11 protein-coding genes and 6 pseudogenes are annotated in these 17,732 nt (G+C 39.2%); 13 read left to right on the top strand and 4 right to left on the bottom strand.

Annotated elements, in window-relative coordinates; all coding sequences use genetic code 11:
- Nucleotide 1 precedes the first annotated feature (1 nt).
- Nucleotides 2-895: an ABC transporter ATP-binding protein gene (locus tag V8V91_RS11630; RefSeq protein ID WP_373400197.1), complete on the top strand. Its 894-nt coding sequence runs from the start codon at nt 2-4 to the stop codon at nt 893-895.
- Nucleotides 888-2,195: pseudogene (locus tag V8V91_RS11625) on the top strand (ABC transporter permease). The gene V8V91_RS11630 and the pseudogene V8V91_RS11625 overlap by 8 nt, the downstream one beginning before the upstream one ends.
- 46 nt (nt 2,196-2,241) lie before the next feature.
- Here V8V91_RS11625 and V8V91_RS11620 read toward each other — a convergent pair.
- Nucleotides 2,242-2,712 (bottom strand): Dps family protein, encoded by a 471-nt coding sequence (locus V8V91_RS11620; protein WP_373400196.1) that lies wholly within the window; start codon nt 2,710-2,712, stop codon nt 2,242-2,244.
- Nucleotides 2,713-2,855: 143 nt separating this feature from the next.
- On the opposite strand from V8V91_RS11620, the gene V8V91_RS11615 reads away from it, so the two are divergent.
- Together V8V91_RS11615 and V8V91_RS11610 are read left to right on the top strand one after the other, a co-directional pair.
- Nucleotides 2,856-4,091 (top strand): sensor histidine kinase, encoded by a 1,236-nt coding sequence (locus tag V8V91_RS11615; RefSeq protein ID WP_373400193.1) that lies wholly within the window; start codon nt 2,856-2,858, stop codon nt 4,089-4,091.
- A gap of 266 nt (nt 4,092-4,357) precedes the next feature.
- A complete protein-coding gene (locus V8V91_RS11610) occupies nt 4,358-5,938 on the top strand; it encodes a peptide chain release factor 3 (protein WP_074225274.1) in 1,581 nt (526 codons plus the stop codon).
- Between the two features lie 36 nt (nt 5,939-5,974).
- Here the strand turns inward: V8V91_RS11610 and V8V91_RS11605 are convergent, their stop codons facing one another.
- The 3 genes and pseudogenes from V8V91_RS11605 to ade all read right to left on the bottom strand — a co-directional run bounded on the left by V8V91_RS11605 (nt 5,975) and on the right by ade (nt 10,454).
- Nucleotides 5,975-6,289, bottom strand: coding sequence for a hypothetical protein (locus V8V91_RS11605; RefSeq protein WP_373400191.1), 315 nt, complete (start codon nt 6,287-6,289; stop codon nt 5,975-5,977).
- Nucleotides 6,246-8,192 carry a TonB-dependent receptor plug domain-containing protein gene (locus tag V8V91_RS11600; protein WP_373400189.1) on the bottom strand — a complete coding sequence of 649 codons (1,947 nt, stop codon included), beginning with the start codon at nt 8,190-8,192 and terminating at the stop codon, nt 6,246-6,248. Before V8V91_RS11600 ends, V8V91_RS11605 begins: the two co-directional genes overlap by 44 nt.
- A 634-nt stretch (nt 8,193-8,826) precedes the next feature.
- Nucleotides 8,827-10,454, bottom strand: a pseudogene (gene ade, locus V8V91_RS11595) (adenine deaminase).
- Nucleotides 10,455-10,585: 131 nt separating this feature from the next.
- On the opposite strand from ade, the gene V8V91_RS11590 reads away from it, so the two are divergent.
- The 9 genes and pseudogenes from V8V91_RS11590 to V8V91_RS11550 all read left to right on the top strand — a co-directional run bounded on the left by V8V91_RS11590 (nt 10,586) and on the right by V8V91_RS11550 (nt 17,710).
- Nucleotides 10,586-10,723 carry a (d)CMP kinase gene (locus tag V8V91_RS11590; RefSeq protein ID WP_373400188.1) on the top strand — a complete coding sequence of 46 codons (138 nt, stop codon included), beginning with the start codon at nt 10,586-10,588 and terminating at the stop codon, nt 10,721-10,723.
- Between the two features lie 112 nt (nt 10,724-10,835).
- Nucleotides 10,836-11,189, top strand: a pseudogene (locus tag V8V91_RS11585) (d(CMP) kinase); the annotation flags it as partial.
- 81 nt (nt 11,190-11,270) lie between these two features.
- On the top strand, nt 11,271-12,167 hold the full coding sequence (locus V8V91_RS11580) for a 4-hydroxy-3-methylbut-2-enyl diphosphate reductase (RefSeq protein ID WP_373400668.1): 897 nt from the start codon (nt 11,271-11,273) through the stop codon (nt 12,165-12,167).
- A 137-nt stretch (nt 12,168-12,304) separates the two neighbouring features.
- Nucleotides 12,305-13,656: pseudogene (locus V8V91_RS11575) on the top strand (Na(+)-translocating NADH-quinone reductase subunit A).
- A gap of 4 nt (nt 13,657-13,660) precedes the next feature.
- On the top strand, nt 13,661-14,863 hold the full coding sequence (locus tag V8V91_RS11570; protein ID WP_373400187.1) for an NADH:ubiquinone reductase (Na(+)-transporting) subunit B: 1,203 nt from the start codon (nt 13,661-13,663) through the stop codon (nt 14,861-14,863).
- Entirely contained in the window at nt 14,850-15,614 is a 765-nt protein-coding gene (gene nqrC, locus V8V91_RS11565) for an NADH:ubiquinone reductase (Na(+)-transporting) subunit C (RefSeq protein ID WP_373400185.1), read from the top strand. Before V8V91_RS11570 ends, nqrC begins: the two co-directional genes overlap by 14 nt.
- A 30-nt stretch (nt 15,615-15,644) precedes the next feature.
- Nucleotides 15,645-16,327: pseudogene (locus tag V8V91_RS11560) on the top strand (NADH:ubiquinone reductase (Na(+)-transporting) subunit D).
- A gap of 16 nt (nt 16,328-16,343) precedes the next feature.
- Nucleotides 16,344-16,954 (top strand): annotated as a pseudogene (gene nqrE / locus V8V91_RS11555) (NADH:ubiquinone reductase (Na(+)-transporting) subunit E).
- A gap of 132 nt (nt 16,955-17,086) precedes the next feature.
- Nucleotides 17,087-17,710: a DUF1080 domain-containing protein gene (locus V8V91_RS11550; RefSeq protein WP_373400184.1), complete on the top strand. Its 624-nt coding sequence runs from the start codon at nt 17,087-17,089 to the stop codon at nt 17,708-17,710.
- Nucleotides 17,711-17,732: the final 22 nt, after the last annotated feature.

Below are 17,732 nucleotides of genomic sequence, written 5' to 3'. Positions count from 1 at the left end.
TATGCTTCAAATAAAGAACCTCAATAAATCTTACGGTACCAATGTTGCCCTTAGGGATATAGACCTAACTGTTTCCAAAGGCGTGATTTTTGGCCTTTTGGGACCGAATGGAGCTGGGAAAACCACCTTGATTAGAATCATCAACCAAATCATTGAAGGAGATTCCGGCGATATTTGGATCGGTGGAGAGTTATTAAATCCTTCTCATGTTGCCAAAATTGGTTATTTGCCAGAGGAAAGGGGGCTTTATAAAAAAATGAAGGTTTGGGACCAGCTGATGTATTTTGCCAGATTGAAGGCACTGAGTCATTCCCAAGCCAAAGACAGAATAAATTATTGGTTAGAGAAGCTGGATATTAGTAGTTGGCGAGAGAAAAAAATTGAAGACCTTTCAAAAGGCATGGCCCAAAAAGTCCAATTCATTTCTACCATTATACATGAACCCCCTTTGTTGATCTTAGATGAACCATTTTCCGGCTTCGATCCTGTGAATGCAGAATTGATTAAAAATGAAATTTTGGAACTTAAGGAAAAAGGTACTACGGTTATTTTAAGTACTCATCGAATGGAATCCGTAGAATTGCTTTGTGATCAAGTGGCCATGATCAATCGTTCCAGAAAGATTTTAGATGGAACCATACGCGAAGTCAAAAAAAGTTTTAGACCTGAAGTATATAGTATTTCCTTAGCTGATTTGAAAGACCTACTTCCGCATGAATGGATTATCAAGGAAGAAGATGGGATTTATAACTTCACCCTTCCCCTTAGTGGGAAAACTCCGAATGAACTATTGAGTGAGCTGATGCAATATGGAGAAGTAAGACAATTTCAAGAAGTCGTTCCAAGTATGGAGGAGATTTTTATTCATCAAGTAAAGGCAACTCAAAATGGATAAAATCTGGTTGGTCATCCAACGTGAATATTTAGCAAGAGTCAAGAAAAATCATTTTTGCTTGCCACTTTGATTACCCCTTAATCTTTCCGGCAATTATGGGAATATTTGTCTGGATTTCTTTGGGGAAGAGGATTCTCAATCATTGAGAATTATCGAGGTGGTGGATGAGAATAAGATGTTTTTCCTGGAAAGTTCTGAACAATATGCATTTTCATTTTCAGACATTGGCAGGGAAGAAGCTAAACAAATGGTTCAGGAGGGTGATCGATATGGTTTTTTATATATCCCCAAGTTTGATTTGAAAGATCCGGAAGGGATTGTCTTTTACGGAGAAGACAATCCTAGTATGAGTTTGATTTCCTATTTAGAAAATAACCTGAGAAAGAAAATAGAGGAACAAAGACTGTTTGAAAGTGGTATTGATCCTAAGGTGATTAATGAAGTACGAACCAAAGTAAGAATACGATCTATTACACTAAACGAGCAAGGTGAAGAAACCGTCAATGATGCGACCGTCAATTACGCACTTGGCTTTCTAACAGGTATCCTTATTTATATTTTCATTTTTGTGTATGGTAATCAAATCATGCAGGGAGTGATAGAAGAAAAGTCCAGTCGAATCGTAGAAATTTTGGTTTCTTCCTTAAAACCATTTCAACTCATGCTTGGTAAAATCGTTGGGATCGGTGCAGTAGGTTTGACTCAATTTTTAATTTGGGTAGTATTAATCGGAACCCTATCTACGATAGTCATGGGGTATTTGGGAATGCAAATGCCTCAGCAAGCAGCTTTGGAGATGGCTAACCCAGAACTCGCATCCACAATGGCTCCCAGTAGCGACGTGGCTGAGATTATGCAAGTGCTTTCAGGGATTGACTTTTTAGGATTGGTATTGAGTTTTCTGTTTTATTTTCTGGGTGGATACCTATTATATGGTGCGTTGTTTGCCGCCATTGGTTCTGCCGTGGAGGCACCCTCAGAAGCTCAGCAATTTATGTTTCCGGTGACCATTCCATTGATTGCTGCTTATATGGGATTATTTGTGTTTGTCTTGAATGATCCAGATAGTTCAGCTTCCTTTTGGTTGTCTGTGATACCTTTAACCTCCCCAATCGCCATGATGGGAAGAGTGAGTTATGGGGTGCCTTGGACAGATTTAGCGCTCTCCATGGGACTGCTGATAGGAGGGTTTTTATTTACAACCTGGATGGCAGGAAAAATATATAGAATTGGAATTTTGATGCATGGTACAAAGCCTTCTTATAAATTGCTCTGGAAATGGATTAGAACAAGCCAATAAAAGAACCAAACGAAAACACCGGGCAATTACCCGGTGTTTTCGTTTTTTATTTTAAGTAAGCTGAAAGCATCCAGATTACCTTTTCTTTGGAAGTAATGTAATCACTCATCAAAGAAGAAGTTCCCTCATCGTTGGAGCTAGTTGAAGCTTCTAGGGTCTCTCTTTCAACTTGGAGCAAGGTTTGAAGATTGCCTTTGACAGTTTCTACCATCACGGTAGGATCCTTTACCTCTTTTGCTTCTTTGATTTTTGAAGTCTCAATATATTCCTCAAAAGAAGACAAAGGTCTCGCTCCAAGGGTAAGAATTCTTTCAGCTACTTCATCAATACTTGTATTAGCCTCGTTATATAGTTCTTCGAATTTCGCATGAAGTTCGAAGAAGTTTGGTCCAGAAACATTCCAGTGGAAATTTCTTAGATTTTGATAATAGACCTGATAGTTTGCTAATAATTCATTTAGCTTTTCTACCAGGATTTGACTTTCTTTTACCTCTAATCCGATCTCGTTCGTTTTCATATTTATTACTTTGTTTTTCTCTGATTTATTAAAGTATAAATTTACGATCGGGCTAAAGGAAAAGCCAACTGATAATTTCTATAGGGAAGTTATACGATCTATCGGATTCTTCAGTTTGTACCTTTAAGTACTTATTTGCATTCATGAAAAATCGTTTTCAAGATCTTACCACACTAGACCTCTATAAAAACAGGAAACAAGTCAAATGGCTGGTAATTGCTGTTTCTATCATCATTGGTGGAGGTTCTATTTTTTATACCAATGTGCTGGTAGCGGAGTTGAGAGAACGAGAAAGAAGACAAATAGAATTACTGTCTTCTGCTCTTGAATACGCAGCAACCAATGTGGAGAACCTGACCTTTATCAATCAGGAAATTATTCAGCAAAATTATTCCATTCCCATCATTATGGTAGATGCGGCAGGCGAACCGATTGAGTTTAGAAATATTCCTTTTAAAGCCAAAGCGACAAGTGCTGATTCTGTCAAAACCCTGGAATTGGAATTGGTGGAAATGCAAGCGGAATACGAACCTATTCTGCTTCAGGAAGCGGACATTCTCGTCTATTATAGAAACTCGGAGCTCCTGACTAATCTAAAATATTACCCCTATGTACAGTTAGCAGTCATTTTACTTTTTGGGGTGCTGGCCTATACCCTATTCAACCAAAGTAAAATTTCTGAACAAAACCGGGTATGGGCTGGCTTGACCAAAGAAACAGCCCATCAGTTGGGGACTCCAATCGCATCTTTAATGGCTTGGATCGATTATTTGCGGAACTCACCAGTCTGGGAGGAGAATAAGGAAATCATTACAGAAATGGATAAAGATGTGGTGAAGTTGAGGATGGTGACTGAGCGGTTTAGTAGTATTGGTAGTAAACCTGTGATTCAACCAGGCAACTTGTACTATAGTCTAGAGGAAACGGTTAATTATTTAAGGCCAAGGATTTCCACAAAAGTTGATCTGATCATCAATTCCGATACCAGAGATTTAGAAGCGATGATGAATAAGCCCCTATTTGAATGGGTGGTGGAAAATATCTGTAAAAATGCAGTAGATGCCATGAAAGGAAAAGGCTCCATCACCATTGATGTGATTCAGGATTCGGAGAAGTTTGTGATTATTGATATCACCGATACCGGAAAAGGCATGGATAAAAAAATGTACAAAAAGGTTTTCAACCCAGGCTTTTCTACACGACAAAGAGGGTGGGGCTTAGGTTTGACCTTGGCCAAAAGAATTATTGAAGGTTACCATGGGGGTAAGATTTTTGTTAAACACTCAGAGGTGGGGGTTGGAACTACCTTTAGGATCGTGCTTCATTGTAGTGCTGAAGGAGCATCCCAATTTATCACTGAAGGAATTCTTGAGTATTGACGAATTACGAAGTGCGATTTACAAGCCCTATGGAAACTTTGGGTATTTTGGATAAGTAACTTTTTAATGATGAATTTTGAAAAAAGCATAACTCCCGATAAAAGCTTCATTTTTCATAAATCTCACTATTGTAGAACGATGTTACTGCTATTAATAATCTAGCATATCGTATTTCGTAAATCTTACTTCCGTGAATTCTACTTTCGAACTTCTGTCTAATTTTTAGTGGTTTTTACCTACCTTTGCCCCCTAATTTGATATCTCCCATGAGTTTGACTGACGAAATAAAGAAGCGCAGAACCTTTGCCATTATTGCTCACCCGGATGCGGGAAAGACCACTTTGACAGAAAAACTGTTGCTTTTTGGTGGAGCGATCCAAACTGCCGGCGCTGTAAAATCCAATAAAATCGATACTGCTACCAAATCTGACTGGATGGCGATCGAAAAGCAAAGAGGGATCTCTGTAGCTACTTCCGTCATGGGTTTTGAGTACAAAGACATCAAAATTAATTTGCTTGATACTCCGGGTCACCAGGATTTCGCAGAAGATACCTACCGAACTTTAACGGCAGTCGACTCAGTAATTATGGTGATTGACTGTGTGAAAGGGGTGGAAATGCAGACAGAGAAGTTGATGGAGGTCTGCCGTATGAGAAATACTCCTGTGATTTGTTTTATCAATAAGCTCGATCGTGAAGGAAGAGATCCTTATGAGTTGATAGAGGAGGTGGAGCAAAAGCTGAATATTCAGTGCCATCCGCTTTCCTGGCCGATTGGGATGGGAAAAAGCTTTAAGGGAGTGTACAACCTATTCGATCATAAATTGAATTTGTTTACCCCTTCTCAGAGAAAATTGAGTGATGTGCGTCAGGTTTTTGAGGACGTGCAGGATCCTGAATTGGATGAATTGATTGGGAAAAATTTCGCGAATCAGCTTCGTGATGATGTGGAATTAATCGAAGGGGTATATCCTGAGTTCAATACCCAAGAATATCTGGAAGGGAAAGTTGCTCCAGTATTTTTTGGTTCCGCAGTAAATAATTTCGGGATTAACGAGATGCTGGATACGTTTATCAAAATTGCTCCAGCACCTAAAAGCCGAAGAACAGAAGACCGGGAAGTGCTCCCTGATGAGAAGAAATTCTCTGGTTTTGTATTTAAGATCCACGCCAACATGGATCCAAATCACCGAAACAGAATCGCCTTTTTAAGAATCTGTTCAGGAAAATTTGAAAGAAATAAACCTTATAACCACGTTCGAGGCCCTAAGCCATTAAGATTTTCCAATGTGACTCAGTTTATGGCCCAGGATAAAGAGATGATCGACGAGGCATTTCCAGGTGATATTGTGGGATTGTATGATACGGGAAATCTGAAAATCGGGGATACGCTGACGGATGGAGAAAACATGCAGTTTGTGGGGATCCCAAGCTTCTCTCCGGAAATTTTTAGAGAAGTGGTCAACAAAGACGCCATGAAAACCAAGCAGTTGGAAAAAGGTCTTCAGCAATTGATGGAAGAAGGTGTGGCACAGCTATTTACCTTTGATATGGGGTCCAGAAAAGTTGTTGGTACTGTTGGTCAACTTCAATTTGAGGTTATCCAATTCCGTTTGAAAAATGAATATAATGCCACAGTGGAATTTCACCCGATGAACTTATACAAAGCCTGCTGGATTACCAGCAAGGACAAAAAGCAACTCGAGGAATTTGTCCGATCTAAAAACCGTCATATCGCCCACGACAAAGATGGAAAGCTGGTTTTTATGGCCGAATCCAAAGCCTGGCTTCAAATGGTTCAGGATAATTATCCGGAGATCGAGTTTCACTTTACTTCCGATATTTAAAAGTAAACCCTCCAGATTTGAAAATTTGGAGGGTTTCTACTTTTCAATGGTATAGCTTAATCTCCCAAAACCAATTTGTCCCTGACTGCTAAGTCCCTCAATCAGGCCAAAAACTTCAGTTTCTATATCGTGGTTGTAGAAAGACACTGATGCATTTCCCAAAGAATCAGTCTGGATAAAAGGAGCCCAAAAGAGAGTAGCTCTTCGATCTGGTTTTGGGTTGTTTGGGTTTTGAACCGGATATTGAGGAGAGTAAAATTCCTTCTGAACTTGATACCCTTTTAAAACCAGGGTTTCTGCCTCCTGCTCAGTGAAGCTTTTTCCATTGATATTTTTTAGTATAAAACCCAATGGCTCCATTTGCCCCTCTAGAGCCAAATACGGCAGTGTCAGGACCTTTCCATACGGTATAACTTTCGATATCTTGGACTGGAATAGTAAGCAAACTTTTAATATCAATCGGAATATCATCGATCATAATCAATGGATCTGTCCCATTTTTGATAGAACCATAACCTTGAATCAAGACCTTCCAGTCTGAACCATTCCCAGAAACTTGTACACCTGGGACGCGTCCTCGAACCAGTTCCAGAGGATGCTGTTGGTTTTCAAGACCTGGATTTCCCGCTACCTGCATTTTGAAGGAACCCTCTCCATAGATTTTTGGGCCGGTATAATTTGGCTCAATTTTCTTTCCTTTGACCTCCACTCCATCTAATAGGTAGTCAGAGTTATCTAAATCAAAGGCCTTTTTGCTGTTTTTGCGAAGCTCTGATTCACTTAGGAAAGATTTGGGCAAAGCAGCAATTTTTGAATTGAATAAAGGCAGCCTATTCGAGATTTTAGGAGAAAGAAAGCTGGTGTCAATAAATATAAAACCGGCTTTCCCATTTTCGGATTTGCCTTGCATTATCAGATTGGTGGTATCAAAAAACACTAAATCATTGAGTTCAAATCTGCCGTTTTCTGTAGTTTGAACCATTTTAGAATCTGAGAATGGAAATAAAGAAAGATAAGAAACAGATCCACCTACCAAAGGATTTTGGTTTTTGTCCAAAAGTTTTCCTTTAACCGTTAATCCTTTTTCAATGGGATAGATAGGTTTGGGAATATTTCCTTCAAGAGCTTCCAAAATTGTAAACTTTCTCCATCCCTGCGTCATCATCAATAAATCCAAAGCTTCTTCACGGTCCTGATTTTCTGGATTGAAATAATAACCAGGGGATTCTAGATGGCCTTTTAATTCAGAAGACATCAAAAGATAAGATTGAATCGTTTCACCGTTTTCATCCAAATAAATCTGTCCACCATCGACAACATTTAAGGAGAAGTTGGCGATCACTGGATTGCCATTTTGATCTTTAGCTTCTATATCGAGATGTACCGAATCTCTAGGAGCATAGGACATTTTATCGGGTTTGACAGAGATCTGAATTTGATCTTGATGATCGATAAATACCAGCCTCTCTGCCATCGGAGTCCCCATTTCATCCATCAGAGTGATTTGGTTGATTCCGCTTGGAAATTCCTTTTTTGGGATTTTGGCAAAGGCAATTTTATTAGATATATCAATTTGGCTTGTTGCACCGATCAATCCTCTTGTTTGAGCTAGTAATAAAACTTGTTGCAGTTCTAAGTCTTTGCTGGATTGTATTTTGATGAGTAGGTCGGTTGACTTGGGAGAATTGGTCACTGATAAGAGTATCCCTGAGGCTAAGGGATTGGGCAAATTGATAGTTTGTCCGGTTTCCTTTACTCTTGCCTGATAGTTTTTTCCTTTCTCAGGGATGAAAGCGAAAACTCCCATCCCTAGATGATGGCTTTTAAACTGCCTGATTACATTTCCATTTTCCAGAATTTCACCTGTGACATTTCGGCTCCATCCATCCCTGCCTATAGCTTTGAAAGCAACTTTATTCATCAAACCCTCAATAAGATTTCCTCCCTCTGGGAAAAACTGGAGGTCTATAGCGTCTTTTGAGAATTCATTTTCTTCTTCGTCTTCTATTCCGCCCACAATTGTGATTTGTTTTTGGAAAAAGTATTCCACTTCGGAATTCCTCATCCAGTTGGTATAGGCTCTCAGAAGATAGTTGCCAAATGGAATTGAGTCCGGTAAAGCCAAATGCCCCGATGCAAACCCATCGGGGGAAAAAAGTCTATGATATTGAAGGATTTCCCCCTCATGATCGATCAGCTCTACATACACTGTATTGCTGAGAGAGGAGGCCTGGTGAAATGGACCTGCGGTCAAATAACTTTTAAACCAAATCGTTTCGCCAGGTGCATAGTAAGATCGGTCCAGATGTAGATAAACCTTCTCGACCGGATTTTTGGAAAGGTTTTCTTCATAAGAAGCAATGATCTTGATAATTGGATCAATTAGTAATGAAAAGGAAAATAACGTTAAAATAAAAATACCTGACGTTACTGTAAATAAGTAGTTTTTATTTTTTTCAAATTATGAAGATTTGTCAAATGAGGTGATTATTAAATGGTTCAACCAGAATATAATATTTGATTGAACCATTTTAGATTTAAGCAGATAAATTAGGTGTCACACTCTGTTTCCAGAAAGACATCTACTACGTTGCTACAATTTGAGCCACCCGTGGTCAAATTAACTCTCCGCAACCGTCCCAATAATTAGTAGTGGTACAGGCTTCCTGCCCAAAACCTTGTTGGATTGGAAAGAGTAAATTCAAAATTAACCCTACCAATACAACAGTAAATAATCTCGATTTTTTCATTTTATAACAAATTTCATTTTTGCGATTCCTTTGAATAGGCGGATTCGTTTTCCTAATCAGTCGGCCAAAAGATCACTAGCAATATAGGTAGGGGGGAGTAAAATCCCACCTAAATATTAAAAGTAATGTAAAATTTAATTAATCAACTAAAAATAACTTTAAAAATGCAAATTCCTGCCCATTAAACAAACCCTTATCGCTTAATTTCAAATCAGGAATCACTAACAAAGCCATAAAACTTAAAGTCATAAATGGTGAGTTCAGGGTTGAGCCCATTTCTTTGGCAAGTCGATCTATCCTAGTGTAGGCGGCTGCTACTTCATAACCATCCGAGGCGGACATAATTCCCCCGACAGGAAGAGGTAGGATTTCTTCCTGATCTTCAGAAACAGCTGATACCCCTCCTTTGGCTTCGATTATTAGGTTTACCGCTTTGCAAATGGATGCATCGTCTATTCCAACAGCGATGATATTATGTGAGTCGTGTCCAACAGAGGAAGCGATAGCCCCGGTTTTCAATCCAAAGTTTTTAATAAAAGCCACAGCTGGCGGAGCATTTTCGTATCGATTTACCACTGTGATTTTTAAAATATCATCTGCAGGGTTTGATTCAGCAAATCCATTTTTAATCAGGATTTCACCGGAATTTTCAGGTGTGATCAATTGTCCATCTAAAGCTTCGATGACTCGCACTTTGGAACCATTGGCTTGGATACGGAAGTCTTCTGGTTTCTTTAGTGAAGCATGAAAGTTGTTGATGATCTCATTTTTAATGGGCTGAATTAATGTCTTTCCATTTTCAGCAACTTTCTCACCGTTGATGTAAGTGCTAATGACTTGAAATTCTTTTAAATCCTTTACCAAGATAAAATCAGCAGGATCACCTTCTCTCAATTGACCTACTTCTAAAGAATAATGTTCAATGGGAGTCAAGCATGCTGCTTTTAAGACATCAAAAACATTTTTGCCCTTAGCGACAGCCCTTGCAGCCAATTCATTGATATGAGAAACGGCAAGGTTATCAGGATGTTTATCATCCGAACAGAACATAATTTGATCTGGATATTCATCGATCAGGTCTATCAGTGCTTCAAAATTTTTGGCCGCAGAGCCTTCCCGAATTGCAATTTTCATTCCCAGCTTTAATTTTCCAAGAGCCTCTTCAGCTGTAAAGCATTCATGATCTGTACTTGGGCCTGCCGAAACATACTTTTCTGCCAATTCTCCTTTCAATCCCGGTGCATGTCCATCGATGGGTTTATCGTATTTCTTCGAAATCCGAATTTTCTCCATCACTAATTCATCTCGGTTTACCGCGCCTGGCCAGTTCATCATCTCTGCTAAGTAGTGGATTTCGGGTCTCCTCATCAGAGTTTCTATTTCTTGAGCATTGATTTTACCTCCAGCAGTTTCAAATGGAGTAGCTGGAACACAGGAGGGGGCTCCAAAGTAAAATTTGAAAGGTACTTGTTTTCCATTATCGATCATGTACTCCACGCCTTGCATTCCACATACATTGGCAATTTCATGGGGGTCAGAAACGGTCGCCACTGTGCCATGCACTACTGCTAATCGAGCAAATTCGGAAGGAACCAGCATGGAACTTTCCACATGCACATGAGCATCAATAAAACCGGCATCAAAAAAGGAAGGCTAGGATTTGGATCAATCGGGGTAATTTGAAGGATTTTGCCTTCTAGAACTTCCAAAGAAACGGTATAAATGTCCTTTTTGGGAATGTCAACAAGCTGACCTTTAATAATCATGATGTAATCAATTGAAAATAGGACAAGGAACTCAGGAATTCATGAGGTCTTTGCTCTGTTGGGGATTGGTTTAGATTAAAACTACTATATTTGTGCCTTAAATAAAAAGCGGATTAAAGCAGGTTTTTTGAATGAGTAAAATCGTCATTGCAATTGATGGATATTCAGGATGTGGTAAGAGTTCGACCGCTAAGGCAGTTGCCAAAGAATTAGGATATACCTATATAGATACGGGTGCTATGTATCGAGCAGCAACCTTACATTTTTAAATAGCTTTGTGACGATTTCCAATCCACATGAGGTGGAAAAAGCTTTAAAAATCTTCATATCAGCTTTCATTACAATCCTGAAACAGGGCAGCAAGAAACCTTTCTAAATGGGTTGAATGTTGAGAGTGAAATCCGCAAGATGAAAATCTCCTCCAAGGTGAGTGAAATTGCCGCGATCAAGGAAGTTCGAAAAGAACTTGTTGCTCAGCAAAAAGGATACGGGAAAAAGAAGGGTGTCGTGATGGATGGAAGAGATGTAGGTTCTGTTGTATTTCCTGATGCAGAATTAAAAGTGTTTATGAGTGCAAATCTGCAGACTCGTGCCGAAAGGCGTCAACAAGAGTTGCTTGAAAAAGGAGACTTGGTAGATTTGGAAGAAATTAAAAATAACCTGGCGAAAAGAGATGAAATAGACTCTTCTCGTGAAGTAGGCCCATTGATCAAAGTATCTGATGCCATAGAAATCGATACCAGTTACTTGAACTTTCAGGAACAAGTAGCTCAAATTGTCGACAAGGCTAAGCAAATCATTGAAAAAGAAAAAGCTATGCAGGTAACCATAGATAAAAATTCTGGTTATTGCTTCGGAGTTGAATTTGCCATCAAAATGGCAGAGGATGAAATGGAGCAAAGCGAAAAGCTTTATTGCCTCGGGGATATCGTGCATAACGATATGGAGGTGAAACGCTTACGTGAAAAGGGGTTGGTGGTAATCGATCGGGATGAATTACAAGATCTCAGCGATTGCAAAGTGCTGATTCGAGCTCATGGTGAACCCCCTGAAACGTACAAGACTGCCATTAAAAATAATATTGAATTGATTGACGCTTCTTGTCCTGTTGTCCTAAAGCTGCAACATCGCGTAAAAACAGCTTTTGATAGGATGGAAAGGGAGAACGGTCAGATTGTGATTTATGGCAAAAAAGGGCATGCAGAAGTAATTGGCTTGACTGGACAGACTTTGGAGAAAGCAATCGTGGTAATGGAAGAAAGCGATTTGGATAAAATCGACTACACCAGACCAGTAACCTTGTTTAGTCAGACCACCAAAAGCACCAAAGGATTTTACGAATTATCGGGAAAAATCGAAGATAGAATCAAGAAAGCTAATTCAAATTTTGAGGAGGTTCCATTTAATGCCAATGATTCTATTTGTAGACAAGTTTCCAATAGAGAACCACAATTGCAGAAATTTTCACATGATAATGATGTGATCTTATTTGTGTCAGGAAAGAAGAGCTCCAATGGTAAAGCACTTTACCAGGTTTGTCTCAATGAAAACAAGCGAAGTTATTTCATTGAAAATGAGACAGAAATGAACCCAGAGTGGTTCAGGCCAGAAGATAAAGTTGGCGTTTGCGGAGCCACTTCCACCCCAATGTGGTTAATGGAACAAGTGAAATCTCATCTTGAATCAATGGAAGAAAGTGCCTTGCCGATCTGAGACAAATAGTACCTTCAGAAATAATTGGCAACCATTCTCTTAAAAAGTGAAACATAATATCCCATATACTCCCTAAATAAAAATTGTATTTATTAGATTTGGGGCGTTTTTCAAAGGCTCATAGTTCAAAAACAGATATGTCTAAAATAGTGAAGCTTAAGAAAGGTTTTGATATCAAACTGGTAGGAAAGGCTAATCAGGAGTTAGCTGATTTTGCGCCAGCTCAAACCTTCGCGATTAAGCCGACGGACTTTATAGGTCTTCAGAGGCCAAAAGTACTTGTCAACGAAGGAGATACCGTAAAGGCTGGTACTCCCATCATGTTCGATAAAGCCATGGATCAAGTAATCTATGCTTCTCCGGTTTCCGGGGAGGTGGTAGAGATCAAAAGAGGAGAGAAGAGAAAGCTTCTTGAGATCAAGATCCTTGCTGATCAAACCATTACCCATGAGGATCTAGGTAAAGCTGATGTAGCTTCTCTTGATAGAGATGCATTGGCAGCCAAGATTGCGGGGTCTGGAGTTTGGCCAAATATCATTCAAAGACCTTATGGGGTTGTAGCTAATCCAACAGATACTCCAAAAGCGATTTTCGTATCAGGTTTTGATACCAATCCTTTGGCTGCTGATTATGGCTTTACTCTGAAAGGAGAGGAAAAATATTTTCAGGCTGGTATTGATGCCCTTGCAAAATTGACGACTGGGAAAGTTCACCTTAACCTAGATGGTGCTTCTACCCTCCGGCAGTTTTTGCAAATGTTAAAAATGCGGAAATCAACAAATTCTCAGGGCCACACCCTGCAGGAAACGTAGGAATCCAAATACATCACCTTGACCCAATCAATAAAGGAGAGATTGCTTGGACAGTGAATCCGTATGGTGTGGTTCAGATCGGTAAGTTGCTATTAGAAGGGGTTTATGATGCCTCTAAAGTAATCGCGATTACTGGTTCTGAGGTAACAAAAGCGGCTTATGTGAAAACATTTAGCGGTGCTTGTGTGTCTACCTTTACGAAGGGTAATCTGAATTCAGGACATGTAAGAGTGGTGTCTGGCAATGTGCTTTCTGGTGAGAAAATTTCATTAGATGGTTTTATTGGATTCTACCATAATCAAATAACGGTAATTCCTGAAGGTGATTACGAAGAGTTTTTAGGTTGGCTTAAGCCTACTACCACAAAACTTAGCTTCAGCAAAGCATTAGGAATTTTCTCTTTCCTTCATAAAGGTGAGTTTAAGGTAGATACCAATACACATGGTGAAGAAAGACCATTTGTAGTTTCTGGTGTATTTGAAAAAGTACTTCCAATGGATATTCTTCCAACCTATCTTTTCAAGGCAATCGTCTCCGAAGATTTTGATGAAATGGAAGAGCTAGGGCTTTATGAAATTATTGAAGAGGACGTAGCCTTATGCGAATTTGTAGATCCTTCGAAGAATGATTTGCAGGAACTGGTAAGAAATGGGATTGAATTATTAATGTATAGTTAAAAATATGAAGGCATTACAAAACTTATTTGATAAGCTTAAGCCGAATTTCGAAAAGGGTGGAAAATGGGAGAAATTCTACACGCTTTACGAAGGTCACCGGACGATTGCTTTTGCTCCTGATTTGACTACAAAAGCAAAAGGTGCACAGATTAAAGATGCTGTAGATTTGAAGAGAGTGATGATCACGGTGGTAATCGCAATGATTCCAGCACTTCTTTTCGGGATTTTGAATGTAGGATACCAACATTTTCTTGCAGTTGGAGAGGAAGCTACCTTTTTGGATAAAGCGCTTTTCGGTGCAATGGCTGTTCTACCAACCCTAATCGTTTCTTATGCGGTTGGTCTATTAACTGAATTTACTTTCTGTGTCATCAGAAATCACCCTATTAGTGAAGGTTACTTGGTTTCAGGGATGTTGATCGCGCTAGTGATGCCTCCTTTTATTCCATTGTGGCAAGTGGCACTAGCCACCATCTTTGCAGTGGTTATTGGAAAAGAAGTATTTGGTGGTACAGGGATGAATATTTTGAACGTAGCGATGACTGCTAGAGCATTCTTATATTTTGCTTACCCAGCTCAAATCTCTGGAGATCAAGTTTGGACTTATTTAAGTGATGCAACTGCAGTGGATGGCTTCTCTGGTGCTACTGCACTTTCTGTTGCTTACAATGCAGGTGTTGAAGGTTCACAGACTGCTGTGGAGGCCTTAAACGCCCATAATGCTTCTATAGGAGGAGATTTTAGTTTCATGAACATGTTCATGGGATGGATACCAGGTTCCATTGGTGAGACGTCTACTTTAATGGCCCTTGTTGGAGCTGTGATTTTAATTGGTACAGGGGTGGCAAGTTGGAAAATTATCGTTTCTGGATTTGCTGGAGCTTATATCATGGGGACAATTTTGAACCTACTAGCTGTGAATGAATACATGGCTTTACCACCTCAATACCACTGGGTAATGGGAGGTATGGCTTTTGGTTTGGTATTTATGGCAACTGACCCTGTATCAGCGGCTCAAACGGAAACAGGTAAGTGGATTTACGGAATGTTGATCGGTGTATTGACAGTGATCATCCGTGTTACCAACCCTGCTTACCCAGAAGGAATCATGCTTGCAGTATTGTTTATGAACGTATTTGCTCCGCTGATCGATTATTATGTAGTAAAAGCTAACAAAACAAGGAGGTTACAACGTGCAACAGTCTAATACATATATTATTACTTTTTCTGTAATCCTTACCGTAGTATTGGGTTTACTCCTTTCTGGTACCGCACAATTATTGGGTCCTAGACAGCAGGAAGCCATTGCATTGGATAAGAAAAAGCAAATTTTAGGTGCAGTAATCAGCGGCGAAGAAATTGCTGCCATGTCACCTCAGGAAGTAAATGCATATTACAGCAGCCATATTGGTGCAACCGTGGTAGATATCAATGGTAAAGAAGTGACTGAGAAAGATGGAGTTGCTGTTTCTGCTGAGAATGTGGATGTAGCTAAGAATTATAAACTACCTGCGGAAGATAGACTATACCCAGTGTTTATCTATCATGAAGAAGGAGATGATTCCAAAGTAAAATCTTACATCCTTCCATTATATGGAGCAGGTTTATGGGATGCTATTTGGGGTTACCTTGCTTTAGATACAGATATGAATACCATTGGTGGTATTACTTTGTCTCATGCTGGAGAAACTCCAGGACTTGGTGCAAGAATCACCACTCCAGAAGTTCAGTCTAGATTCTCTGGAAAAGAAATCTATGATGAATCAGGTGAATTAGTAGGGGTACAAATGCAAAAAGGAGAAGGTAAAGATTATTCTTCTGAGCCTCACAAAATTGATGGAATGTCTGGTGCTACTATTACTGGTACCGGTGTAAATAACATGGTGAAAAGTTACTTGGGACATTATAAGGCTTATATCGAGTCTAAGAAATCATCTCAGGCTGTAGCCACTCTTTAACCGAATTACAACTCACTGAAAATAATCAACATGAGTGCTGAAACTTTAGAAAAAGCGATAGAGAAAAAGCCAGCTGAGGCTCTTCTTTCAAAGCGTCGCAAAAAATTAGTAACAGATCCTTTGGTAGATGAAAACCCAATTACCATTCAGGTATTGGGAATCTGTTCTGCCTTGGCCGTAACTACACAGATGAAGCCAACTTTGGTAATGGCTATTTCTGTAATTTTCGTAGTTGCGATGTCCAATTTTGTTATCTCCTTAATGAGAAATACCATCCCTAGTCGTGTACGTATCATTGTACAGCTTGCAGTGGTAGCGACTTTGGTAACCTTGGTAAACGAAGTATTGAAAGCTTTTGCCTACGATATGTATAAAGAATTATCCGTATTCGTAGGTTTGATCATCACCAACTGTATAGTAATGGGTAGATTGAAGCCTTTGCTTTGGGAAATAAACCATATGATTCTGTATTGGATGGTTTAGGTTCCGCATTAGGTTATTCTTGGATCATCTTAACTGTGGCTTTCTTTAGAGAGCTTTGGGGTTCAGGTTCTGTCTTTGGTATTCCAGTTTTTGATACTGTTTCAGGTATTTTTGGACCTGACTTCAAATTGGCTACCAATGGTCTGATGGTATCTCCAGTTGGAGCATTTATTATCTTAGGATTGATCATCTGGGTACAACGTACCAAAACAGGTTATGTTGAACACTAAAAACCAGTAAAGAAAAATGGAATTATTTAACTTAGGAATTCGGTCGATCTTTATCGACAATATGGTTTTCGCTTACTTCCTTGGAATGTGTTCTTTCCTGGCGGTATCCAAAAAGTGAGTACAGCAATCGGTTTGGGAGCTGCAGTTATTTTCGTTTTGACAGTAACTGTACCAGTAAACTGGTTATTGAATGAATATGTGTTGAAAGAAGGTGCTCTTTCTTGGGCCATGGCAGACCTTGCTTCTGTAGATCTTTCTTTCTTAAGATTTATCATGTTTATCGCAATTATCGCTGCGATGGTTCAATTAGTAGAGATGGTTGTTGAGAAATTTGCTCCTGCTCTTTACGGTGCTTTGGGTATTTTCCTTCCTCTGATCGCAGTAAACTGTGCGATTCTAGGTGGATCCCTTTTTATGGCTCAGAGAGATTATACCCTTGCAGAATCTGCAGTTTATGGTTTCGGTTCAGGAACTGGTTTCTGTTTAGCGATTGTCGCACTTGCAGCTATTAGAGAAAAATTAAAATATTCGAATGTTCCAAATGGTTTAAAAGGTCTTGGTATTACCATGCTTTTAACCGGATTGATGGGAATGGCATTTATGTCATTCATGGGAATCGATTTGTAAAATCAGCGAAAACGTTCGTTTAAAATAATTAAAACCCGAAGAAGTAATTCTTCGGGTTTTTTATTTGTCGAGTAGGGAGATATTCACGATTTGGCTTTAAATTTCCAATCTAATCTAATACTTATTGTAATCATGAGAAATGCATTTTTAATAGCCTTGTTCTTTTTAGCCTCGTTAAACCTTTCAGCTCAAACAGGAGAGTGGGTGGAGCTATTCAACGGTAAAAATTTTGACGGTTGGAAGATTTCTGAGAATCCAGATTCTTTTACTATTTCGGATGGGATCTTAAAAGTTGAAGGTCCAAGAGGCCATATGTTTTATATGGGGGAAGTTGGGAACCATGACTTCAATAATTTTGAATTAATTGTTGAATTGAAAACAATGCCAAAGGCAAACTCTGGGATTTTCATTCATACTCAATACCAAGAAAATGGATGGCCAAGTATCGGGCACGAAATCCAAGTAAACCAAACACATGGTGACTGGAGAAAAACCGGAAGTGTATACTCCTTCAAAGACGTTAGAGAAACATATGTGGAAGATGGAGAATGGTATACTGAACATATCATCGTAAAAGGGGATGAAGTAACGGTAAAAGTCAATGGAGAAACTATCAATGAGTATGATGAAAGTGAGGATAGAGAAGGTGACTTAGGTACTAAAAAATTGGATCATGGCACGATTGCCCTACAGGCACACGATCCTGGATCTGTTATTTATTACAGAAGTGTGAAAGTAAAAATCCTTCCTGATTGATTATTTTAATTTCAATCTTAGG

The organism is Algoriphagus halophilus (genome assembly GCF_041729275.1).
GTDB lineage: Bacteria > Bacteroidota > Bacteroidia > Cytophagales > Cyclobacteriaceae > Algoriphagus > Algoriphagus halophilus_A.
Note: the sequence above shows the minus strand (reverse complement) of the source record. Positions and strands in the feature narration are given on the sequence as shown.